General features: G+C 64.8%; 20 protein-coding genes, 1 rRNA gene and 2 pseudogenes. 13 read left to right on the top strand and 10 right to left on the bottom strand.

Translation table 11 applies throughout. The features are described 5' to 3' along the window. Positions 1-5: 5 nt before the first annotated feature. From CR917_RS11760 to CR917_RS11750, 3 genes are all read right to left on the bottom strand, one after another. A complete protein-coding gene (locus CR917_RS11760) occupies positions 6-704 on the bottom strand; it encodes a ScpA family protein (protein ID WP_162484885.1) in 699 nt (232 codons plus the stop codon). A 128-nt stretch (positions 705-832) separates the two neighbouring features. Next, on the bottom strand, positions 833-1,462 hold the full coding sequence (locus CR917_RS11755; protein WP_043864297.1) for an L-threonylcarbamoyladenylate synthase: 630 nt from the start codon (positions 1,460-1,462) through the stop codon (positions 833-835). Positions 1,463-1,475: 13 nt separating this feature from the next. Beyond that, a complete protein-coding gene (locus CR917_RS11750) occupies positions 1,476-2,339 on the bottom strand; it encodes a PHP domain-containing protein (protein WP_043864110.1) in 864 nt (287 codons plus the stop codon). Positions 2,340-2,405: 66 nt separating this feature from the next. Between CR917_RS11750 and CR917_RS11745 the strand changes: the two genes are divergently transcribed. The 6 genes from CR917_RS11745 (at position 2,406) to CR917_RS11720 (ending at position 6,567) form a co-directional block, all read left to right on the top strand. Continuing rightward, entirely contained in the window at positions 2,406-3,002 is a 597-nt protein-coding gene (locus CR917_RS11745) for a septation protein A (RefSeq protein WP_043864111.1), read from the top strand. 1 nt (position 3,003) lies between these two features. Next, a complete protein-coding gene (locus tag CR917_RS11740; protein ID WP_088514522.1) occupies positions 3,004-3,303 on the top strand; it encodes a YciI family protein in 300 nt (99 codons plus the stop codon). Positions 3,304-3,505: 202 nt separating this feature from the next. Beyond that, positions 3,506-3,907, top strand: a complete 402-nt coding sequence (locus CR917_RS11735) for a translation initiation factor 2 (protein ID WP_043864113.1) — start codon at positions 3,506-3,508, stop codon at positions 3,905-3,907. A 7-nt stretch (positions 3,908-3,914) separates the two neighbouring features. Next, entirely contained in the window at positions 3,915-4,592 is a 678-nt protein-coding gene (locus tag CR917_RS11730; protein ID WP_043864114.1) for a response regulator transcription factor, read from the top strand. Between the two features lie 163 nt (positions 4,593-4,755). Then, positions 4,756-5,172 carry a Spy/CpxP family protein refolding chaperone gene (locus CR917_RS11725; protein WP_043864115.1) on the top strand — a complete coding sequence of 139 codons (417 nt, stop codon included), beginning with the start codon at positions 4,756-4,758 and terminating at the stop codon, positions 5,170-5,172. 57 nt (positions 5,173-5,229) lie between these two features. Beyond that, a complete protein-coding gene (locus tag CR917_RS11720) occupies positions 5,230-6,567 on the top strand; it encodes a HAMP domain-containing sensor histidine kinase (RefSeq protein ID WP_043864116.1) in 1,338 nt (445 codons plus the stop codon). A gap of 128 nt (positions 6,568-6,695) precedes the next feature. Here the strand turns inward: CR917_RS11720 and CR917_RS11715 are convergent, their stop codons facing one another. After that, on the bottom strand, positions 6,696-7,259 hold the full coding sequence (locus tag CR917_RS11715; RefSeq protein ID WP_104572315.1) for a nitroreductase family protein: 564 nt from the start codon (positions 7,257-7,259) through the stop codon (positions 6,696-6,698). A 100-nt stretch (positions 7,260-7,359) separates the two neighbouring features. On the opposite strand from CR917_RS11715, the gene CR917_RS11710 reads away from it, so the two are divergent. Next, entirely contained in the window at positions 7,360-8,814 is a 1,455-nt protein-coding gene (locus tag CR917_RS11710; protein ID WP_043864118.1) for a TrkH family potassium uptake protein, read from the top strand. On the opposite strand, the gene CR917_RS11705 is transcribed toward CR917_RS11710, so the two are convergent. Beyond that, positions 8,771-9,856 carry an AraC family transcriptional regulator gene (locus tag CR917_RS11705; protein ID WP_043864119.1) on the bottom strand — a complete coding sequence of 362 codons (1,086 nt, stop codon included), beginning with the start codon at positions 9,854-9,856 and terminating at the stop codon, positions 8,771-8,773. The two genes, CR917_RS11710 and CR917_RS11705, sit on opposite strands and share 44 nt — an antisense overlap. A gap of 159 nt (positions 9,857-10,015) precedes the next feature. Between CR917_RS11705 and CR917_RS11700 the strand changes: the two genes are divergently transcribed. Then, on the top strand, positions 10,016-10,327 hold the full coding sequence (locus tag CR917_RS11700; protein ID WP_043864120.1) for a DUF962 domain-containing protein: 312 nt from the start codon (positions 10,016-10,018) through the stop codon (positions 10,325-10,327). A 25-nt stretch (positions 10,328-10,352) separates the two neighbouring features. Here CR917_RS11700 and CR917_RS11695 read toward each other — a convergent pair. Next, positions 10,353-11,171 (bottom strand): annotated as a pseudogene (locus CR917_RS11695) (UDP-2,3-diacylglucosamine diphosphatase). 141 nt (positions 11,172-11,312) lie between these two features. Here CR917_RS11695 and CR917_RS11690 point away from each other — a divergent pair. Then, positions 11,313-12,197, top strand: a complete 885-nt coding sequence (locus tag CR917_RS11690) for a DMT family transporter (RefSeq protein WP_104573156.1) — start codon at positions 11,313-11,315, stop codon at positions 12,195-12,197. A gap of 1 nt (position 12,198) precedes the next feature. On the opposite strand, the gene CR917_RS11685 is transcribed toward CR917_RS11690, so the two are convergent. Further along, positions 12,199-12,483 carry a SelT/SelW/SelH family protein gene (locus CR917_RS11685; protein WP_054916592.1) on the bottom strand — a complete coding sequence of 95 codons (285 nt, stop codon included), beginning with the start codon at positions 12,481-12,483 and terminating at the stop codon, positions 12,199-12,201. A 70-nt stretch (positions 12,484-12,553) separates the two neighbouring features. Between CR917_RS11685 and CR917_RS11680 the strand changes: the two genes are divergently transcribed. Next, positions 12,554-14,743 (top strand): patatin-like phospholipase family protein, encoded by a 2,190-nt coding sequence (locus CR917_RS11680; RefSeq protein WP_043864124.1) that lies wholly within the window; start codon positions 12,554-12,556, stop codon positions 14,741-14,743. Here CR917_RS11680 and CR917_RS11675 read toward each other — a convergent pair. Continuing rightward, entirely contained in the window at positions 14,740-15,174 is a 435-nt protein-coding gene (locus tag CR917_RS11675) for a MarR family transcriptional regulator (protein ID WP_043864125.1), read from the bottom strand. The genes CR917_RS11680 and CR917_RS11675 overlap by 4 nt on opposite strands. A gap of 118 nt (positions 15,175-15,292) precedes the next feature. After that, positions 15,293-17,425: a DNA helicase RecQ gene (recQ, locus tag CR917_RS11670; protein ID WP_043864126.1), complete on the bottom strand. Its 2,133-nt coding sequence runs from the start codon at positions 17,423-17,425 to the stop codon at positions 15,293-15,295. Between the two features lie 245 nt (positions 17,426-17,670). Here recQ and CR917_RS11665 point away from each other — a divergent pair, with 245 nt between their 5' ends. Beyond that, complete coding sequence (locus CR917_RS11665) at positions 17,671-18,258, top strand: YecA family protein (RefSeq protein ID WP_104572314.1); 588 nt, start codon at positions 17,671-17,673, stop codon at positions 18,256-18,258. Continuing rightward, complete coding sequence (locus CR917_RS11660; RefSeq protein WP_370409172.1) at positions 18,212-18,634, top strand: YbaN family protein; 423 nt, start codon at positions 18,212-18,214, stop codon at positions 18,632-18,634. Before CR917_RS11665 ends, CR917_RS11660 begins: the two co-directional genes overlap by 47 nt. Positions 18,635-18,758: 124 nt before the next feature. Here the strand turns inward: CR917_RS11660 and CR917_RS11655 are convergent. Further along, positions 18,759-22,412: pseudogene (locus tag CR917_RS11655) on the bottom strand (Ig-like domain-containing protein); the annotation flags it as partial. 123 nt (positions 22,413-22,535) lie between these two features. Between CR917_RS11655 and rrf the strand changes: the two are divergent. Beyond that, a 5S ribosomal RNA gene (gene rrf / locus CR917_RS11650) occupies positions 22,536-22,651 on the top strand. Positions 22,652-22,707 lie beyond the last annotated feature (56 nt).

The raw sequence follows: 22,707 nt of genomic DNA, 5'->3' as shown, positions 1-22,707 counted from the left end.
TACGGTTACTCGGCCCGGGCGCGGACATGGATGGGAGCGAAGGGCTCATTCTGCACCAGTTCGACGAGAGATTCCTTGACCAGTTCGAGGATGGCCATGAAGGTCACCACCACCCCCAGCTTGCCCTCCTCGGCCGTGAACAGCTCGACGAAGGGCACGAAGCCGCCGCCCTTGAGGCGCTCGAGCACATCGCTCATGCGCTCGCGGGTCGACAGCGCCTCGCGGCTGACCTGATGGCTCTCGAACATGTCGCCGCGGCGCAGCACCTCGGCCATCGACATCAGCACCTCTTCCAGCGCAACGTCGGGCAACAGCTTGCGCGCCTTGGCCTGGGGTGCCTCCAGGCGCGGTACGATCACCTCGCGGCCAACCCGGCTCAGGCCGTCGATGCCTTCGGCGGCGGCCTTGAAACGTTCGTACTCCTGCAGCCGGCGAATCAGTTCGGCACGCGGATCGTCCTCTTCCTGCTCCACTTCGGCCGAGCGCGGCAGCAGCATGCGCGACTTGATCTCGGCCAGCATCGCGGCCATCACCAGGTACTCGGCGGCCAGTTCCAGGCGTACGGTCTTCATCAGCTCGACATAGCCCATGTACTGGCGCGTGATCTCCGCCACCGGGATGTCGAGAATATCCACGTTCTGCTTGCGAATCAGGTACAGCAGCAGGTCGAGCGGGCCCTCGAAGGCTTCGAGGAACACTTCCAGCGCATCGGGCGGGATGTACAGGTCCACCGGCATCTCGGTCATGGCTTCGCCATACACCATCACCAGTGGCAGCTCCTGCTGGGCGCCGGCCTGTGGGTCCAGGGCCGGCTCGACCGCAGCGACCTGGTTCACGCTTCGGCCATGAAGGGCGCCGGGTCGCCGCAGCCTTCACGCACCAGCACCGCCTCCTCCCCGGTCAGGTCGATGATGGTGGAGGCCTTGAGGTCGCCGTAACCGCCGTCGATGATCAGGTCGACCTGTTTTTCCAGGCGCTGACGGATCTCGTACGGGTCGGTCATGGGTTCGTCGTCGCCTGGCAGGATCAGGCTGACGCTCATCAACGGCTCGCCCAGCTCTTCGAGCAAGGCCAGCAGAATGGGGTTTTGCGGCACGCGCAGGCCGATGGTGCGGCGCTTCTCGTGCAACAGCAGGCGCGGTACTTCGCGGGTGCCATTGAGGATGAAGGTATAGGGCCCCGGCACATGCGCCTTGAGCAGGCGGAACGTGGCGGTGTCGATCTTGGCGAACAGGCCCATCTGCGACAGGTCGCAGCAGATCAGCGTGAAGTTGTGGCTCTTGTCCAGCCCGCGCAAGCGGCGCACGCGCTCCACGGCAGACTTGTCGCCGATCTGGCAACCCATGGCGTAGGACGAATCGGTAGGGTAGACCACCACCCCACCCTTGCGGATGATCTCGACGGCCTGCTTGATCAGGCGCGGTTGCGGGTTTTCCGCATGAATCTGGAAAAATTGACTCACGTTTTCTACCTGTTCAGACGGGTGCAGTGGGCTGCTCATGTTTGAATCGACGCCACAGGGGTGGCAGGTCCTCCGGCAACGGCCGGTAGACACCGATCTCAGACCAGGCGCCCGGGCCATGGAAATCGCTGCCGGCGCTGGCCAGCAGACCGAACTCACGGGCCAGGATCGACATCGTGCCCACCTGTTCGGCGGGCATCATCCCGTTCACCACTTCCAGCGCCTGGCCACCTGCTTGAATATAGTCGGCAATCAGGCGTCGACGCTTGCTGCGGGTTAATTCGTAGTGCATCGGGTGGGCAAGGCTGACCCATGCGTGGGACTGGCGCAGGGTCTGCACGGTGTCTTCCAGGCTTGGCCAGTGCAGCTTCACATCCCCCAGCTTGCCGGCGCCCAGCCACTTGCGAAAGGCTTCGCCGCGGTCCTTGACGTGGCCGGCACGCACCAGGTACTCGGCAAAGTGCGGACGGGCCGGCGCATTGCCGCTGTCGCCCAGCTCCTGCTGGATGGCACGGGCGCCGTCCAGCGCGCCGGGCATGCCCTTGAGCGCCAGCCGCCGGTCGATTTCCTCGGAGCGCAGCCAGCGTCCACGGTGCAGCGACTCGACGGCGCGCTGCAGCGGTTCGGCATCGAGCGGGAAGTTGTAGCCCAGGATGTGAATCGTCGCCCCGCCCCAGGTGCAGGACAGCTCGACCCCGCTGACCCACTGCATGTCCAGCGCCTGGGTGGCAGCCTGGGCTTCGAGCTGGCCTTCGAGGGTGTCGTGGTCGGTCAGCGAAAGCATCCGCACGCCGTGTTCGTGGGCGCGAGCGACCAGCGCCGTGGGCGACAGGGCGCCATCGGAAGCGGTGCTGTGGCAGTGCAGATCAACATTCATAGGTGGCGCATACGCTCTCATTGATGTTTGTTATTATGCCGTCACATCCTGCTTCTGGCTGCCACTGTGAAACAATTCATCGATTTCATCCCGTTGTTCCTGTTTTTCATCGTCTACAAGCTCGACCCGCGCACGGTCGACGTTGCCGGCCAGTCGTTCGAGCTGGGCGGCATCTACAGCGCCACGGCGGTGCTGATCATCAGTTCGCTGGTGGTGTATGGCGCATTGCTGATCCGCCAGCGCAAGCTGGAGAAGGGCCAGTGGCTGACCCTGGTGGCATGCCTGGTATTTGGCGGCCTGACCCTGGCCTTCCATAGCGAGACCTTCCTCAAGTGGAAGGCCCCGGCTGTGAACTGGCTGTTCGCCACCGCTTTTGCGGGCAGTCACTTCATTGGTGACCGTGTATTGATCAAGCGCATCATGGGCCATGCGCTGACCTTGCCCGAGCCGGTGTGGACGCGCCTGAACCTGGCGTGGATCGCGTTCTTCCTGTTCTGCGGCGCGGCCAACCTGTTCGTTGCCTTCACCTTCCAGGACATCTGGGTGGACTTCAAGGTATTCGGCAGCCTGGGCATGACCGTACTGTTCCTGGTGGGCCAGGGTGTCTACCTGTCCCGTCACCTGCACGACAGCGACCCTACTACCCCCAAGACCGAGGACTGACATGCTCTACGCCATCATCGCCACAGACGTTGCCGATTCGCTGCAAGCCCGCCTGGCTGCACGCCCGGCGCACCTTGAGCGCCTGCAGCAGCTCAAGGCCGAAGGCCGCATCGTACTGGCCGGCCCGCACCCGGCGATCGACAGCAACGACCCTGGCGCGGCCGGGTTCAGTGGCAGCCTGATCGTCGCCGAGTTCGAGTCGCTCGAGGCTGCCAAGGCCTGGGCAGATGCGGACCCTTACATTGCGGCGGGTGTATATGCCGAAGTGCTGGTGAAGCCGTTCAAGCAGGTCCTGCCGTAACCTGATCGGCGCGACGAGCCCGTCGTCGCGCCGGTTCGCCTCACCTTCTGGGCACCTTCGCACACACTCGCTGCTCCCCTTCCTGGCTTTGCCCACTACAGCGGGCCTGTAGTGCTACGCCTTAAAATCCACTCGAATGTTCATCATTCTCGTCCACCTGCCGACAACCTACGCAACACCCGATTGGAATCAAGGAGTTCCGATGCGTCAAGGTCCGTTGTCCATGCTGCTGTGCCTGTTGCTGCTGACCCCGCTCGCCAAGGCCGCCGAAGCCTCCGCCAGCACCCCTTTGTCGTTGAGTGCGGGTAGCCAGATCTCCGAGCTGCAGCAACGCCTCAAGGAAAGTGAGCGCCAGCACGAAGCGCTCAAGCAGCAGCTGAAAAATGCCGAGAACGAGCGCGAAAGCGCCCAGTTGACCCGCCTGCGCCAGGAGAACCAGCGCCTGAAGCAGCAGCTCGAGCAACACCAGGCCAACCCGCTGCCCAAGCTGCTCACCGATCAGCAGCAATGGTTCGTGATTGGTGCCGGAGTTGCCCTGTTGGCCGTGCTCTGCGGTATCTTTGCCAGTGGCAGCCACAGACGGCGCCGGCAATGGTTGAATTGAGTGAGACATGAGCGAGCTGCTACTGATTGATGATGACCAGGAACTGTGTGAGCTGCTGAGCAGCTGGCTGACCCAGGAAGGCTTTCAGGTGCGTGCCTGCCATGATGGCCAGAGCGCCCGCAAGGCCCTGGCCGAGCATGCCCCGGCAGCGGTGGTGCTGGATGTGATGCTGCCCGACGGCAGCGGCCTGGAACTGCTCAAGCAATTGCGCAGCGACCACGCCGAACTGCCAGTGCTGATGCTGTCTGCTCGCGGCGAGCCGCTGGACCGTATCCTGGGCCTGGAACTGGGCGCCGACGACTACCTGGCCAAGCCCTGCGACCCCCGCGAGCTCACCGCGCGGCTGCGCGCCGTGCTGCGCCGCAGCCACCCGGCCGCCACACCCACCCAGATGGAAGTGGGCGACCTGCGCTTCAGCCCCGCCCGTGGCGTGGTCGACATCGACGAACGCGAGCTGACCCTGACCCTTTCCGAAAGCCGCATTCTCGAAGCCCTGCTGGGCCAGCCGGGTGAGCCGCTGGACAAACAGGAACTGGCGCAGCTCGCCCTGGGCCGCAAGCTGACCCTGTACGACCGTAGCCTGGACATGCACGTCAGCAACCTGCGCAAGAAGATCGGCCCGCATCCCGATGGCAGGCCGCGCATCGTCGCCCTGCGCAGCCGCGGCTATTACTACAGCCTGTAGGCGCCAGCCTTGCTGGCAAAGGGGCGCACGCCAACGCCCCACCGTGTAAACACCCTCGCCCACCGTCTTTACCCAAGCTTTACCCTTGCCTGACCGCCGCTGACCTTGATCTCCCTAGACTGGGCACATCCGGTAACGACCGGCCTCAACAAGGAGAGTCACCATGCGCAAGACCCTTATCGCCCTGATGTTCGCTGCCGCCCTGCCAACCGTAGCCATGGCCATGCCCGATGGCGGCCCCCGTCACGGCGCCGAGCACCAACGCGGTGGAGCGCCTTTCGCCCAGCTGGACCTGACCCGCGAGCAGCGCCAGCAGATCCGTCAACTGATGGGCGAGCAGATGAAGAGCCGCCACGAAATCACCCAGCGCTACCTGGCCAAGCTGCCGGCAGCCGACCAGAAGGCACTCAAGGACGAACTCAAGGCAAGCCACGACAAGGTCGACACCCAGATCCGCGGCATGCTCAAGCCAGAGCAGCAGAAGCAGTTCGATGAAATGAAGAAGAAGCAGGCAGAGCGCAAGGCCGAGTGGGCCGAGTTCAAAGCCTGGAAAGCTGAAAAAGCCAGCAAGGCCCAGTAAGCTGTCCACACCCCGCCCGACCTGCCCCCGCAGGTCGGGCTTCTTTCGTTTGAGGTAATGCCCTTGCGTTCACTGTTCTGGCGCATCCTGGCCAGCTTCTGGCTGGCCATCACCCTGGTTGCCGGGCTGTCGATCCTGCTCGGCCACATGCTCAATCAGGACGCCTGGATCCTCAGCCGCCACCCGGGGCTCAATACCCTGGCCATGAACTGGTCGGCGCGCTACGAACAGCAAGGGCCCGAGGCCGCGCAGCGTTATCTGGAGCTGCGCAAGCGGCGCTACAACATCGACGTGCAGGTGCTCAACGAAAGCGGCGAGGCCGTGGTGCCAGGCACGTTCCCGCGCCGCGCAGCAGCCTTCGAGGCGCGCCGGCACAACGGCGAGCCGCTGCCCTGGCGACGCCTCACCGAGGAGTACACCAGCCCCGGCACGGGCGACACCTACCTGCTGATCTACCGCATCCCTCACCCCGAACTCGACGCCTGGCACCGCGACAGCCTGCTGTGGCCGCTGAGTGCATTGGGCATTGCCCTGGTGGTACTGACCCTGTTCAGCCTGCTGGTGACCCTGTCGATCACCCGCCCCCTCAGTCGCCTGCGTGGCGCGGTACATGACCTGGGGCAGACCACCTACCAGCAGAACAGCCTGGCACGCCTGGCCAACCGGCGCGACGAGTTCGGTGTGCTGGCCAATGACTTCAACCGCATGGGCGCGCGCCTGCAGAGCCTGATTGCCAGCCAGCGCCAACTGCTGCGTGACGTGTCCCATGAACTGCGCTCACCGCTGGCACGCCTGCGGATCGCCCTGGCCCTGGCCGAGCGGGCAGAGCCTGCACAGCAGCAGGCCTACTGGCCGCGCCTGACCCGCGAGTGCGACCGCCTCGAGGCGTTGATCAGCGAAATCCTGGTGTTGGCGCGGGTGGATGCCGAAAGCGCCAGCGCAGAACCGGTCGACCTCAATGCGCTGCTGGCCAGCGTGCGCAAGGATGCTCAGCTCGCAGCGCCGGAACAGGACATCCAGCTGCACGACACGCCTGGGCTGAGCCTGCAGGGCTGGCCGACACTGATCGAACGTGCGCTGGACAACCTGCTGCGCAATGCCGTGCGCTTCAATCCGCCGGGGCAACCGATCGAGATGAGTGCACAGCGTGAAGGCGAGCGTATCGTGCTGACGGTGCGCGACCACGGGCCGGGGGTGGCCGACGAGCACCTGGCGCAGTTGGGCGAGCCGTTTTTCCGCGCTCCGGGGCAGACCACGGCCGGGCATGGCCTGGGCCTGGCGATCGCGCGCAAGGCGGCGGAACGTCATGGTGGCAGCCTGGTGCTGGGCAACCATGCGCAGGGCGGGTTCGTGGCGACGCTGGAGTTGCCGGTGGCGGGGCCGGCTAGCGCCTGAATAAAGACGGGTGGTGGCTTCTTCGCTGGCAAGCCGGCCCCCACAGGCATGTCACCGTCCTCCAGGGCAAGTGCGCACCTGTGGGAGCTGGCTTTGCCAGCGAAAGGGCCATCTGATGCCTGTATAGCTTAGCGGGGCTGCTCCCAGGCGCTGACAAACGCCTCGACAGACACCACTGGCGCCGTACGCGGCGGGTTAAGCGGCGTGCCCACATACAGGAAGCCGATCAGCTCTTCGGTATCCGCCAACCCGAGGCCCTTGGCCACCTGCGGGCTGTAGGACAGCTCGCCGGTTCGCCACACCGCGCCGATCCCCTGGGCATATGCCGCCAGCAGAATGGCATGCGCCGCACACGCGGCCGCCAGCCGCTGCTCGGACTTGGGCACCTTGAAGTGATCCTGCACGTTCGCGATCACCACAATCAGCAACGGCGCCCGCAGCGGCATGGCATGGGCCTTTTCCAGCGCTGCCTCGGTGGTTTCGCCCTGCTCCTTCACCGCCTCGGCCAGCAGCGCCCCCAATTGTTCGCGGGCCGCGCCTTCGATGGTCAGGAACCGCCAGGGCCGCAATTGGCCATGGTCCGGCGCACGCGAGGCCGCCCGAAACAGCAACTCGCGCTGCGCAGCATCAGGTGCCGGCTCTACCAGGCGAGGAACGGAAACACGGTTGAGCAATGCGTCGAGAGCCTCCATCGGCTACCCCCTGTCGAGAAATGTGCGGCTATTCTACCGTTTACTTAAAGAGGCCCATAGGTAGAATGGCGCCCCTCCGTTTCAACCCAGAGCAGATCACATGGCGTTGCCGACCTTAAGGATCATCGGTTTCATTATCGGCATCTTCCTGATTACCCTGGCGATCAGCATGACCGTGCCCATGGCCACCCTGGTCATCTACGAGCGCACCGGCGACCTGCCGTCGTTTCTGTGGGCCAGCCTGATCACCTTCATTGCCGGCCTGGCCCTGGTCATACCCGGGCGCCCCGAGCACGTGCACCTGCGCCCGCGCGACATGTACCTGCTCACCGTGAGCAGTTGGCTGGTGGTGTGCATCTTCGCCGCCCTGCCGTTCCTGCTGACCCAGCACATCAGCTACACTGATGCCTTCTTCGAGAGCATGTCGGGCATCACCGCCACCGGCGCCACCGTGCTCAGTGGCCTGGACAGCATGTCGCCGGGCATCCTGATATGGCGCTCGCTGCTGCACTGGCTGGGCGGCATCGGCTTCATCGGCATGGCGGTGGCGATCCTGCCGCTGCTGCGCATTGGCGGCATGCGCCTGTTCCAGACCGAGTCCTCGGACCGCTCCGAAAAGGTCATGCCCCGCTCGCACATGGTCGCCAAGTCGATCGTGGCGGTGTACGTAGGCATCACCACCATCGGCGGGCTGGGGTTCTGGCTGGCCGGCATGAGCCCGTTCGATGCCATCAACCACGCCATGTCGGCGATTTCCACCGGCGGTTTCTCCACCTCCGACCAGTCGCTGGCCAAGTGGGACCAGCCGGCCGTGCACTGGGTGGCGGTGGTGGTGATGATCCTGGGCAGTGTGCCGTTCACCCTCTACGTGGCCACGATGCGCGGCAACCGCAAGGCACTGATCAAGGACCAGCAGGTACAGGGCCTGCTCGGCCTGCTGGTGGCCACCTGGGTGGTGCTGGGTACCTGGTACTGGGCCACCACCAGCCTGCCGTGGTTCGATGCCTTGCGCCACGTGGCGCTGAACGTGACCTCGGTGGTCACCACCACCGGCTTCGCCCTGGGCGACTACAGCCTGTGGGGCAACTTTTCGCTGATGCTGTTCTTCTACCTGGGTTTCATCGGCGGCTGTTCGGGCTCGACCGCGGGCGGGATCAAGATCTTCCGCTTCCAGGTGGCCTACATCCTGCTCAAGGCCAGCCTCAACCAGCTGATTCACCCGCGCGCGGTGATCAAGCAGAAATACAACGGTCATCGCCTCGACGAAGAGATCGTGCGGTCGATCCTGACCTTCTCGTTCTTCTTCGCCATCACCATCTGCATCATCGCGCTGCTGCTTTCGCTGCTGGGCGTGGACTGGATGACTGCCCTGACCGGCGCGGCCAGCACCGTATCCGGCGTGGGCCCGGGCCTGGGCGAAACCATCGGCCCGGCGGGCAACTTCGCCACCCTGCCCGACGCCGCCAAGTGGATCCTGGCCGGCGGCATGCTGCTGGGCCGCCTGGAAATCATTACGGTGCTGGTTCTGTGCATGCCGGCGTTCTGGCGGCACTGACGCCCTGGGCCGACGCCTCGGGGCCGGCACTGCGCGCCAGCTCCATGCGTGTGCGGTATTCCCCGGGGGTGAGGTCGAACCAGCGCCGGAAGGCCCGGAAGAAGTTGCTCGGGTCGGCAAAACCCAGCAGGTAGGCAGCCTCCAGCAATGTCATGTTCGGCTGCGCAAGGTACTGCTCGGCAAGTTCGCGACGGGTATCGTCGAGCAGGGTCTGAAAGCTGGTGCCCTCCTCCTGCAGGCGCCGCTGCAGCGTGCGCTGCGACAGGTGCAGAGCCTGGGCGACCATTTCGCGCTTGGGTTCGCCCTGGGGCAGCATGCGGCACAGCACCTGACGTGCACGGTGGGTCACCCGGCTTTCGGAAAAACGCGCCAGGTACTCGCCGGCAAAACGGTCGTGCAGAATTGCCATGGCCTCGTTGGCCGTGGGCAACGGCGCCTCCATGTCGGCGCGCTCGAACACCAGCGCATCGTGGGGCGCGCCAAACACCAGCGGGGCACGAAACGCTTGCTTGTAGGGTTCTATATCCTGAGGCTGCGGGCCTTGTACCAGCACGCGGCGCAGCTGGATGGTGCGCCCGCTCAACCAGCAGCACAGCGCCAGGGCGCAGGCCAGCGAGGCCTCGGCGCTGTGCCGGGTGGGCGGCAGGTGATCGCCATGCACGGTCAGCACCAGCGAGTAGCCTTCCGGCCCCAGGCGAAAGCTCAGGTCGGAACTCTCCGCGATAATGCGCTGGTAACGCACCAGGCGCTCGAACCCCTCGGCCAGGGTGCGGCTGGACATCAAGGCATAGCCGACCACGTGAAACGATGCCGGGCGCACCACCCGCGCCATGTTCAGGCCGATGGCACGGTTGCCCGACAACTCTTCGGCCAGTTGCCACAAGCGGGTCATGGAGTCCTGGGTGAAACGTGCGTCGGGGTCGTCCAGCGCGGCGAAGTCCAGGCCGAGCTGCTTGAACAGCGCAGGGCAATCGAGCCCTTCGAATTCAAGTGCCTTGACGATCCCCGAGGCCCAGCTTGCTGACGTGGTTCTTTCGCTCATGGCTGGCTTCTTTTGGGTAAGACCGCTCCTGCGGTGAACGCAAAGGATACTAAAGTGGCGCTTATTGTCACTGACTGATACTGCGACACAATTCTAGACTCGGTTCAGGCTCCACGCCGTGCATGTTTCGCCACCTTCGACCGATACGGGAGCGACGCAGTGAACAGCCCCCCACGCTTCAACAGCTTTGCCGAGTTCTATCCGTATTATCTGGGTGAGCATAGCAATCCTGTCTGCCGCCGCCTGCACTTCGTCGGCACCAGCCTGGTGATCGCCCTGCTGGCCTACGCCCTGGCCAGTGCCAACGGCTGGCTGCTGCTGGCGGTCCCGGTGGCCGGCTACGGCTTTGCCTGGGCAGGCCACTTCTTTTTCGAGAAGAACCGCCCCGCCACCTTCACCTACCCCTTCTACAGCCTGCTGGGCGATTTTGTCCTGTACCGCGACATGCTGCGCGGCAAGGTGCAGTTCTGACCATCGCCCGCCCCCTGCGCGTGGCCTAGAGGCTGGGCTCACCCACCGCCCGGGCCTGGCGCAGGGCCTCACGGGCCTGGGCGTCGGCCAGGCGGTACAGCTCGATCGTGCCGTCCCAGTGCTCGATCAAGGCAGTGCACGACTCCACCCAGTCGCCGCAATTGAGGTAGTCCACCTCTCCCACCTTGCGGATTTCGGCGTGGTGGATGTGCCCGCACACCACCCCGTGAAACCCTCGCTTGACGCATTCGCGTGCAATCGCCTCCTCGAAGTCGCTGATAAAGCTCACCGCCGTCTTGACCTTGTGCTTGAGGTAGGCCGACAGCGACCAGTAGCCATAGCCATACCGCGCGCGCCAGTGGTTGAGCCAGCGATTGAGGGTAAGGGTCAGTTCATAGGCCCAGTCACCCAGGAAGGCCAGCCAGCGGTGATAGCGGGTAATCACGTCGAACTGGTCGCCATGGATCACCAGTAGCCGCCTGCCGTCGACGGTGAGGTGCTAGGCCTGGTCCACCAGCTGGATATTGCCCAGCACCAGCTTGGAGTAGCGACGCAGGAACTCGTCGTGGTTGCCGGTCACATAGATCACCTCGGTGCCGCGCTTGCTCATGGTCAGCAGGCGCCGGATCACGTTGGTATGGGCCTGGGGCCAGTACATGCCACCCCGCAGCTTCCAGCCGTCGATGATGTCGCCCACCAGGTAGATGCGATCGGCCTGGTAGCCCTTGAGAAACTGCGACAGATGCTCGGCCTGGCAGTCGCGGGTGCCAAGGTGCACGTCCGAGATCCACAGCGTGCGCACGCGCTGCTTGCGCGAAGGTTTGCCAAGCTCGGCATGGGTCATGGGCAGGCTCCGGGAGAGTTTGTGCGAGCTTGCCTGTGGGCAGTGAATCGACCATGACCGTAGTGCGGCAGTCCTGTGACAGGACGTCGGGGCATGTACACTGCGTGGCCTGTGCTCCCGATCCAAGGCAACCGCCCGCCAATGACCCCTCGTACCGCCCTGGGCGCCCTGCATGCAGGCGCGCTGTTGTTCGGCCTGACCGGCGTGTTCGGCAAGCTGGCCAGTGCCGGCCCGCCGGTCATCGTGTTCGGCCGTGCGGCCTTCGCCGTGCTGGCCCTGGCCATCTTCGTCGGCGTTGCCCGACAACACTGGCAACCCCTGAAGGCACGGGACTGGCGCGGGCTGACATTGGCCGGGATGTTGCTGGCCGGCCATTGGGTCAGCTTTTTCGTCGCGGTCAAGGTGGCCGGCGTGGCCATCGCGACCCTGGGCTTTGCCAGCTTCCCGGCGTTCACGGTCATTCTGGAAGGGCTGTTGTTCCGTGAGCGCATCCGTCGCAACGAAGCCTTGCTGGTACTGCTGGTGAGCATCGGCCTGGTGTTGGTGACGCCCGATTTCGACCTCGCCAGCCAGGCCACCAGCGGGCTGCTGTGGGCGTTGTTCTCGGGGTTGCTGTTCGCCCTGCTGTCACTGCTCAACCGTGCAGGCTCGCGGCACATTCCGGCGGTACAGGCGGCGCTGTGCCAGAACGCCGTGGTGGCACTGTGTCTGCTGCCGGTGGCGGGCCCGCTGCTGCCTTCGGTGAGCGCGCTGGACTGGCTGTGGCTGGGGCTGCTGGGGGTGTTCTGCACCGGCGTGGCACACAGCCTGTTCGTGGCCAGCCTGGCGGTGATCAAGGCCCGTACCGCCGCCGTGGTGTTTGCCATGGAGCCGGTCTACGGCATCGCCATGGCCTGGGTGATCTTCGCCGAGCAGCCCACCTTGCGCATGCTGATGGGCGGGGTGCTGATCATTCTGGCCATCGTGATTTCAAGCCGTCTGGCCGCCGGCGCACCACACACCGCACCCGCCACCTCCGGCGGCTGAGTCAGGCGCGGTCGTTGTGGCCCAGGTCGCGCTGCGGGTCGATCTGGTCGCGGACCCGCTGCTTGAGCACCTTGGCCTCGGGGAAACCGCCATCGGCCTTGCGTTCCCAGATCTGCACGCCATCGCAGGTGATGCGAAAGTTGCCGCCCGTGGCCGGTTCCAGGGCCACCCGGGCCAGGTCGTCACTGAAGGTGCTCAGCAGTTCCTGGGCCAGCCAGGCGGCGCGCAGCAGCCATTGGCACTGCGTGCAATAGGTGATGACAATTTCGGGTTTGGATACGGACATGGGGTAACGGTCTCCTGATAGGTGGTCGCGCTTATACTAGCCACCTTTAGCCTTTGCTCCGAGAGCCGCGATGCGTCGTCTGCTGTTGTGCCTGTTGCTGTCCCTTACCTCCCTTGCCCTCTGCGCCGCCGAGGCCGCCCGGCCCAAGGTCGGCCTGGTGCTGTCCGGCGGGGCGGCGCGCGGCCTGGCCCACATCGGTGTGCTCAAGGCGCTGGAAGAACAGGGGGTGAAGATCGACGCCATCGCCGGCACCAGCATGGGCGCGGTGATCGGCGGGTTGTACGCCTCGGGCTACAAGATCGACGAGCTGGAGAAGCTGGCCCTGGCCATCGACTGGCAGCAGGCGTTGTCCGATGCACCGCCGCGCAAGGACATCCCCTTCAGGCGCAAGCAGGACGACCGCGACTTCCTGGTCAAACAGCGCCTGAGCTTTCGCGACGACGGCAGCCTGGGCCTGCCGTTGGGGGTGATCCAGGGGCAGAACCTGGCGCTGCTGCTCGAAAGCCTGCTGGCCCACGCCAGTGACACCCGTGACTTCGACAAGCTGCCGATCCCGTTCCGCGCAGTGGCCACCGATATCGCCAGCGGCGAGAAAGTGGTGTTTCGCAAGGGCCACCTGCCCCAGGTGATCCGCGCCAGCATGTCGATCCCGGCGGTGTTCGCCCCGGTCGAGCTGGACGGCCGCCTACTGGTCGACGGCGGCATGGTCGACAACATCCCGCTGGATATCGTACGTGAGATGGGTGTGGACATGGCGATCGTCGTCGATATCGGCACGCCGCTGCGCAATCGCAAGCAGTTGGCCACGGTGGTCGATGTGCTCAACCAGTCGATCACCCTGATGACCCGGCGCAACTCCGAAGAGCAACTGGCCTCGCTGCACCGCGACGACATCCTGGTACAGCCGCCGCTGTCGAGCTTTGGCGTCACCGACTTCGGCCGGGCCCAGGACATGATCGACGCCGGCTACCGCGCCACCCGCCTGCTCGACCCGCGCCTGGCCAGCCTGCGCCGGGTCAACGACACGGCGGTGCAACTGGCCGAGGCGCGCTCGGCCGGGCAACGCACCCCGGTGATCACCGCCATCAAGGTCGAGAACGACTCCAAGGTCAGTGACGACGTGATCCGCTACTACATTCGCCAGCCCATCGGCGAACCGCTGGAGCTCGACCGCCTGCGCACCGACATGGGCACCCTGTACGGCCTGGACTACTTCGACCGGGTGCAGTACCGCGTGGTGCACAAGGGCGACGAGAACACCCTGGTGATCAACGCCCGGGGCCGACGTGGCGGCACCGACTATCTGCGGCTGGGGCTGAACCTGTCCGATGACCTGCGTGGCGACAGCGCCTTCAACCTGGGCGCCAGCTACCGCGTCAACGGCATCAACCGCCTGGGCGCCGAGTGGCTCACCCGAGCCCAGATCGGCGACAAGCAGGAGCTCTACAGCGAGTTCTACCAGCCGCTGGATACCGGGTCGCGCTACTTCGTGGCGCCCTACCTGGACATCGGCTCGCAGAACATCGAGGCCACCCTGGACAACGACCCCATCGCCGAGTACCGCCTCGAACGCTATGGCTTCGGGCTCAACCTGGGCCGCCAGATCGGCAACAACGGCGAAGTGCGCCTGGGGGTGGGCCAGGCCTGGGGGCAGGCCGAGGTACGCATCGGCGAACAGGGCCTGCCCAAGGTGAACTTCAACGAAGGCTTCTATGACCTCAAGTATTCGTTCGACACCCTGGACAATGTCTACTTCCCCCACAGCGGCGAAGACGTCAGCCTGACCCTGCGCCAGTTCGAGCCGGGCCTGGGCTCCGACCAGCGCTATCGCCAATGGGACATGAAACTGGACAAGGCCCTGAGCAGCGGGCCGAACACCTGGGTATTCGGCGGTCGCTATGCGCGGACTCTGGATGATGCCGAGGTGGTCACCTCGAGCTTCGTGATGGGCGGCGCCCGGCAGCTGTCGGGCTTTCGCCAGGACTCGGTGTCAGGCCAGAACCTGAGCCTGATGCGCATGGTCTACTACCGGCGCCTGACCCCGCGCTCCTACCTGCCGCTGGACTTCCCGCTGTATCTGGGCGGCTCGCTGGAACGCGGCCGCGCCTGGAACAACGACAACGAGTTCGACAGCGGCTACATCAACGCCGCGAGCATCTTCCTGGGCTTCGAAACGCCGCTGGGGCCGCTGAACTTCAGCTACGGCATGAACACCGAGAACCAGAAGGCGTTCTACCTCAACCTGGGGCAGACCTTCTAGGACTTCTCCAGGTTGCCCAGGATGCGCGCGTGCACCCGCATGCACACGCGCAGCTCTTCTTCGTCGATGCCTTCGAACAGCTCGACGCGCAAGGCGTTGGCAATGGTCTCGATCTGGTCGATCAACGGCTTGGCGGGCGGGCACAACACGATCTTCTTGGCGCGCCGGTCCTCCAGCACGGCCTGGCGCTTGACCAGGCCCTGGGCCTCGAGGCTGTCGAGCAGACGGGCCAGGGTCGGCCCTTCAACCCCCACGCTCTGCGCCAGTTCACGCTGGGTGGGGGCCTCGTCGAAGCGCGCCAGGTGCAGCAGCACCAGCCAGCGCGCCTGCGACAGGTTGAGCCCGGCCAGGCGGCGGTCCAGCTCGGCGCGCCAACCCCGGGACATATGGGCCAACTGCATCCCGAAACGGTGGTGATCGGTCAACGGCATAGGAAACTCATCATCAGAACTAATTAATAGGCAGCTAATCATGCCCTTGGGCCTTAGGCAAGGCTCATGCCGTCGGCAGGCGCTGCATAATCGTCATAAATGATGACAAACAACCTTTCTACATCTCGAACTCGGCCGCCAGTGCGGCGCGCACGCAATACAGCACGCCCTCAGGCACGCGTCCGCCAAACTGCTCGATGATCGCCGACACCGGCGGCAACTCGCCTTCGCCGTCGAGGAACGCGTCCTGGATCTCGCCCATCAGGTCCTCGGGCAGGTCCAGCGCCTGTTCCAGTGACAGCTGTTGGCGACCGATGGCCTCGGCCAGCAGGCTGTAAACGTTCTTTTCACTGCATTGCAGCTGGCCGGCGATCTGCAGCGGAGTCATGCCCGCGCGGGCCAGGCTGATCAGCTCGTGGCGCAGGTCGGCGACCGGGGCCGGGGCCTCTGCAGCGCCGCCCAGCACCTCGAGGAAGGCCTGGCCGTAGCGCTCCAGCTTGCGTGCCCCCACGCCACTGACCTGGGCCATCTCGCTGAGGCTGCCGGGCTGACTGCGCAGCATCTCCAGCAGGGTCGAGTCGGGGAAGATGACATACGGCGGCACGCCATGCTCCTCGGCCAGCTTGCGCCGCAGGGCGCGCAAGGCGTCCCACTGTTCGCGTTCCTCGCCGCGCACCAGCTGGCTGGCCGGGCTGCCCGAGCTGCTGCTCTTGCTGCTGGTCTGCGGCTTGAGGTCGCGGCGCAGTTCAAGGGTGACTTCGCCACGCAGCAAGGGCCGGCACGTATCGGACAAGCGCAGCCCGCCATAGCCTTCCAGGTCGATATCGGCCAGGCCACGCGCCACCAGCTGGCGGAACAGCGAACGCCACTCGCCTTCTGCGCGAGCCTTGCCCACGCCATACACGGCAAGCTTCTCGTGCCCGAAGCTGCGGATCTTCTCGTTGTCCTTGCCCAGCAGCACGTCCACCAGATGGCCCACGCCGTAGCGCTGGCCAGTACGATAGATGGCCGACAGCGCCTGGCGCGCAGGCTCGGTGGCGTCCCAGGTCTGCACGCCGTCGACGCAGTTGTCGCAGTGCCCGCAGGGCTGGGGCAGTTCTTCATCGAAATAGTTGAGCAGGGTCTGGCGACGGCAGCGGGTCTCTTCGCACAGTGCCAGCATGGCATCGAGCTTGTGCTGCTCGACCCGTTTGTGACGCTCGTCACCTTCGGAGTTCTGCAGCATCTGCTTGAGCATCACCATGTCCTGCAGGCCGTAGGCCATCCAGGCATCGGCGGGCAGGCCGTCACGGCCGGCGCGACCGGTTTCCTGGTAGTAGGCTTCCAGCGACTTGGGCAGGTCCAGGTGGGCCACGAAACGCACGTTCGGCTTGTCGATGCCCATGCCGAAGGCGATGGTCGCGACCATGATCAGGCCTTCCTCGTTGAGGAAGCGGCGCTGATTGCTGGCGCGGGTCTCGGCAGGCAGGCCGGCGTGATAGGGCAGCGCCGGGAACCCCTGCTCGCACAAAAACGCGGCCACATCGTCGACCTTCTTGCGCGACAGGCAATAAACGATGCCGGCGTTGCCGCGCCGCTCGTTGAGGAACGCCAGCAACTGTTTGCGCGGCTGTTCCTTGGGCACGATGCGATAGAAGATGTTCGGCCGGTCGAAACTCGACAGAAAGCGCTCGGCGTTCTGCAGGTGCAGGCGGGTGACGATCTCTTCGCGGGTACGCATGTCCGCGGTGGCGGTCAGGGCAATGCGCGGCACGTTGGGGAAGAGTTCGGCCAGTTGCCCCAGTTGCAGGTATTCAGGGCGGAAGTCATGGCCCCATTGCGACACGCAGTGCGCCTCGTCGATGGCGAACAGCGCGATGTCCAGGCTGCGCAGAAAATCCAGCATGCGTGGCTGCACCAGGCGTTCCGGGGCCAGGTACAGCATCTTGAGCTCGCCGCGACGAATGCGCATGGCCAGTTCGCGCTGCTGGTCGGCGCTCATCGTGGAGTTCAGCGAAGCCGCGGCGACACCCAGCTCGTCGAGGGTCGCCACCTGGTCGTCCATCAGCGCGATCAGCGGCGACACCACCACTGCCAGGCCTTCGCGCAGCAGCCCCGGAACCTGGAAGCACAGCGACTTGCCGCCGCCGGTGGGCATCAGTACCAGCGCATCGCCGCCCTTGGCCACGCATTCGATGATCGCCCCCTGGCGCCCGCGAAAGCTGTCGTAGCCGAAGATGTCCTTGAGGACGCGCTGAGCCTGTTCGAGCATAAAAACTCCATAAATCGCAGAACCATCCTGGCCACAGGCTGGATGAAAAGCTTCCCCGCCACACCTGAAATTGCGTAAGCGGCTTTTGCCGGGGCCGCATGCTGGCGTGACCGGGCGCAAAAGCCGGGCATTATACCGGACACGGCGCCCGTGCAGGGGGCTCTGCGATAGGCGTCATCCTTTGCCTCGCAGGCGCCGCAAGATGCTAGAATTCCAGCATCGTTTATTCCCAAGGTAGCCCTGTAATGTCCTTCGCTGAGCAATTAACCCGCCTGCAAGCCTTCCTCGACGCTGACGAGCTGCACGAAGAAGCGCTGGACTACGTTGCCGCACACGGCTACCTGACCGCGCTGTCGATCTGCTCCGAAGCCGTTCCCGAGCGTGAATGGATCGACGCCCTGTTCGCCGAGCCGCCGCACTACAAGGACGAGGCCCAGCGCGAAGAAATCGAAAGCACACTGATCAAGCTCAAGGATCACATCGCCCGCCAACTGGCCAGCGATGAGGAGTTCGAGCTGCCGTGCGACCTGGACCTTGGCGGCGAGCCGGACGACTCCGAGCTGCGCGGCTGGTGCATCGGCTTCATGGAAGGGGTGTTCCTGCGTGAAGCGGCCTGGTTCGAAAGCGCCGAGGAAGAGGTCAGCGAAATGCTGCTGCCGATCATGGTCGGTTCCGGCCTGTTCGACGAAGAGGCCGAGTTCGCCGACATCGCCAGCGACGCCAACCTGATGGACGACATGATCGTGCAGATCCCCGAGGCGCTGACGGCCTTGTACCTGCTGTGCCATGCCCCGGACGAGAAACCTGCGCTGCTCAAGCCTCGCCACCACTGAGTCTGCATCCATGCGCTACCTGCTGCTGGCCATCGGCTGGCTCAGCGTCGCGCTGGGGGTGATCGGCATCTTCCTCCCGGTGCTGCCGACCACCCCTTTTCTGTTATTGGCGGCAGCCTGCTTTGCGCGCAGCTCGCCCCGCTTTCACGCATGGCTGGTCAATCACCCGCGGCTTGGGCCGTGGATTCGCGACTACCTGGGCGGTGAGGGCATTCCGCTCAAGGCCAAGGTATACGCCATCGGGCTGATGTGGCTAAGCATAGGTTTTTCGTGCTACCTGGTGCCCTTGCCGTGGGCACGCGGGTTCATGCTCACCAGTGCGGTACTGGTGACCGTGTACATCGCGCGGCAGAAGACCTTGCGCAAGCGTACCTAGGCGCAACCACGCGCCCACCCCATCGCGGGCCAAGCCCGCTCCCACAGCTACTTCATTGCTCTTGTGGGAGCGGGCTTGGCCCGCGATGGCAGCGGCAGGTCAGCTGCGCCATCTACGCCTCATGTCACACCGTATCCACCTTCAACGAATGATCATTGAGCATCCCGTTGATCACCGTGGCTGTATCCGCCCCCGCCGAGATGACCCCACCCGCGCCCGCCGTCACCCCATAGTGATGGGCAAGGTCCACGCCAGCCAGTTCGATGGTCTGGGTCGGCGCCGCGCCGGCCACCGCACTCACCTGGATGGTCGATATCACACCGTTGCCCGTGCCCGTCACAGTGAAGTGCAGGTAATCGTCCAGCGACGCCGACGTCGCGTTCTCGCCCTGCAGCAATTGCGAGAGGTCCAGCCGATCGGTACCCGGGGTAAAGTCGGTCACCTTGTCGTGGCCAGTATTGCCCTGTTGCCACAGGAAGGTATCGCTGCCCGCGCCACCGGTCAGGGTATTGTTGCCCGGCCCGCCGATCAGCAGATCGTCACCACCGCCCCCGATCAGGATGTCGTTGCCAAGGCCGCCGATCAGCGTGTTGGCGTTGTCGTCGCCGGTCAGCTTGTCGTCGTGGTCGGAGCCGATCAGGTTCTCGATCGACACCAGCTTGTCGAGCCCGGCGCCGATCGTGTTCTGCTCACCGGTCAGCGCCAGGCTCACCGTCACCCCAGCGCTCGCCCCGGCGTAGCTGGCGGTGTCGTTGCCAGCGCCACCGTCGAGCAGATCGTTGCCGTTGCCGCCGATCAACAGGTCGTTGCCATCCCCCCCGTAGAGCTTGTCGTTGCCATCGCCGCCAATCAGCACGTCGTTGCCTGCACCGCCATTGAGAACGTCATCACCGCTCCCGGCCAGCAGCACGTCGTCGTGGCTGGTGCCTTCCAGGGTACTGCCGGCCTGGTAGGTGATGTCCACCGCCCCCGTGGCGCTGCCGCCATGGCCGTCGCTGACGGTATAGGTGCCGTTGTAGGTGGGCGTGTAGTCATGCGCCCCGGCGTAGTTGATCGACATGTTCAGCTGGTAGCTTTCTGCGCCCTTGCCGCCGTCGTCATTGACCTGGTTGACCAGATGGATGCTGTACACCCCATCATGGCTGGCGGTGAAACTGCCGCCATCGGCGATGGTGTGGTAGGTGCCGCCCTCATCCTTCCACTGCATCAGCAAGTTGCGATCAGCGGTGCGGTTGTGGTCCAGGGTCAGGGTTTCGCCCTCGCGCAGGCTTACCTTGATCACGTCTTCGTCATTGCCATTGGCAGCACTCACCGCCCCCAGGTAGCCACTGACCACCAGCGCCGCGGTCATCGACCCGGCTGCGCCGGTAAAGGCACTGCGCGCCAGAACCCGCTCCTGATTGGCCAGCGTGTCGTCCTGGCCGGTGAAGGTGATGACCGTCTTGCCGTTGCCGGCCGTGAAATCCGCCCCCTTGGTCCAGCCGGTGTTGAAGGTGATCGGCGCCGCACTCAGGCGATCGTGGTTGGCGTCGCTGTCGTTGGCCAGCAAGGCGGCGGCCGGCACGCTGATGCTCGGCGCAAGGATATTGGTGATGACATGATCGGCACCGGCCACCGGCGCAGCATTGGTGTTGACGTTGATCACCAGGTTGGCACCGCTCAGGTCGCCGTCGTTGTCGCTGGCCACGAAGCGGATGGTCTCCACCTGATTGCTGCCGCTGTCCTTGGGCGGCGTATAGGTGAACTGGCCGTTGTCCATGTCCACCACCAGCGTCCCGCCCAGCGCGGTCTTGACCGTGATGCTGTGGGTGCTCGCGTCGAAGGTGCCGCGGTCTGCGCCGCCACTGGCTGCATAGCTGGGCTGGTTGGCGTTGCCTTTGGGGTCGAAGGTGTAGGTGGTGCCGTCGATCAACAGCGACTTGATGAAGCCACCATCGGCACCGAAGTCGCCACCGCTCATCAGGCTGCCGGTGATCGGCGCGCCCTGCACGGTGCCCGACAGCACGTTGTCCAGTTGCGCCAGGTCGGTGACCACCACCGAGTTGGTATTGGTGTGGGTACTGCCGTCATAGGCAGCCGGGTTGAGATTGCCGGTGTTGACGCCGCTGCCCAGCCCGATCGCATACGACTTGATGCCGTTGTCGCCCAGGAAGTTCTCCCAGTTGCCGGTGCGCGTTTCGGTCAGGGCATGCCCCGAGGTCGGCGCACCGTCCGAGAAGAAGTAGCTGACGCTCTGCGCCCCCTCCAGCTTGCCCGGCGTCTGGTAGGCCGTCTGCGCCACGTTGACTGCCGAGTCGTAATAGGTCGAGCCACCCGGGGTCAGGTCCTTGATCAGGGCCTTGGCCTCGGCCACCGTCACCCACACGTCGGTGCGATCACTGGCACCGGTGGAGAACGTGACGACCTGCACCTTCACATCGCCCATGTCGTCGTACTTGTCCAGCAGTGCGCCGATGGCCTCCTTGGCCAGCTCCAGGCGCGACAGGCCGCGCACCCCGGAATTGTCGGCCATGCTGCCGGACACATCGATGATCAGCATGACGTTGGTGTCCACCTGCCCCGGCGTGGTCGAACGCACGGCGTCGGCCGTTGTGGGCACGTCATCGACGATATTGATCACGATGTTGCTGGTGGTCGAGTTGCCGGCCGCATCGGTGGCCTTGTAGACGAAGGTCTCGCTGGTGACCACGTTGGGGCCGTCGTTGAGCCCGCCTGCGGTTTTGGGTGCGGACGTGAGGGTGTACTTGAAGCTGCCGTCGGCGTTGAGCTGAATCTGCCCATAGGCGCCCGTGCTGCTGCCCACCAGCGTATAGGTGATCGCGCCGCTGGCTCCGCTGACCGAGCCCACCAGGCTGCCGGTCGCGGTTTCACCCGTTGAGCCGGGGTCGCTGCCGGTCACGGTGCCGGGGGCGAGGTCGTTCGGGTCCTGGCTAAGGTCCAGGGCCTTCTCGTACACCGTGACCTCGTTGTTGGGGCAGGCGACGATCTTGCTGTCGGTGACATTGATGGTGATGGTGGTGGTGCTTTCGTCGCCGTCCGCGTCACGAATGGTGTAGGTGAAGGTGTCTTGGGCACCGTCCTGCGTCACCGCATTGGGGTTGGCCTTGTACTCGGCCTCGCCGTTGGCATGCAGGATGAGGGTGCCATAGGTGCCGGCGATGCCCACGCCCAGCGAGCCGATGGCCGAGGTCGAGGTGTCGGCGCCGAACCGCACACCCACCACCGCCCCGCCCTGGGCCGGGCCGTCTGCCCCCAATGTGTCGTTATCCAGCACATTGCCGGTGACCGTACCGCCCTCCACCACCGTGGTGCTGTCGGACTCCGCCCTTGGCACGTCATCCACGATCTTGATCACGATGGTGCTGGTGACGCTGTTGCCCAGTTGGTCGGTCGCCTTGTAGGTAAAGGTCTCGGACGTGACGATATTCGCCCCGTCGTCGCCGTTGCCGATGTGCGGCGCCGAGGTCAGGGTGTACTTGTAGCTGCCGTCGGCATTGAGCTGAATCTGCCCATAGGCACCTGTAGTGCTGCCCACCAGCGTGTAGGTGAGCGCGCCGGAACCGCCCGTGACCGAGCCGACCAGGGTGCCGGTACCCGTCTCGCCAGGCGAGGTAGGGTTGCTGCCCACCACCGTGCCCGGGGCCAGGTCCTGCGGGTCCTGGGTCAGGTCCAGCGCTTTTTCGTAGACTTTCACCTCGGTATCGGCGCAGGCCACCAGCTTGCTGTCGGTGACATTGATGGTGATGGTCGTGGTGCTTTCATCGCCGTCCGCGTCGCGGTTGCGTCGAACGACCAGATTGCGGTGTTGTGAAGACACAGTAAGCCGAAGATTTGTAACTCACGAACATCACATACCCGATTCGCTGGAGTGTCTGAACAAGGCCTTCTGGCAACAGAATTTCTTGACGACCATAGAGCATTGGAACCACCTGATCCCATCCCGAACTCAGTAGTGAAACGATGCATCGCCGATGGTAGTGTGGGGTTTCCCCATGTGAGAGTAGGTCATCGTCAAGATTAAATTCCGAAACCCCTATCTGCATCTGCAGGTAGGGGTTTTGTCTTTGTGGGCC

Source organism: Pseudomonas sp. BRM28, from assembly GCF_002939405.1.
In the GTDB taxonomy this organism is placed as follows: domain Bacteria; phylum Pseudomonadota; class Gammaproteobacteria; order Pseudomonadales; family Pseudomonadaceae; genus Aquipseudomonas; species Aquipseudomonas palmensis.
The sequence above is the reverse complement of the archived record's forward strand: the minus strand, read 5'-3'. Positions and strand labels throughout refer to the sequence as shown.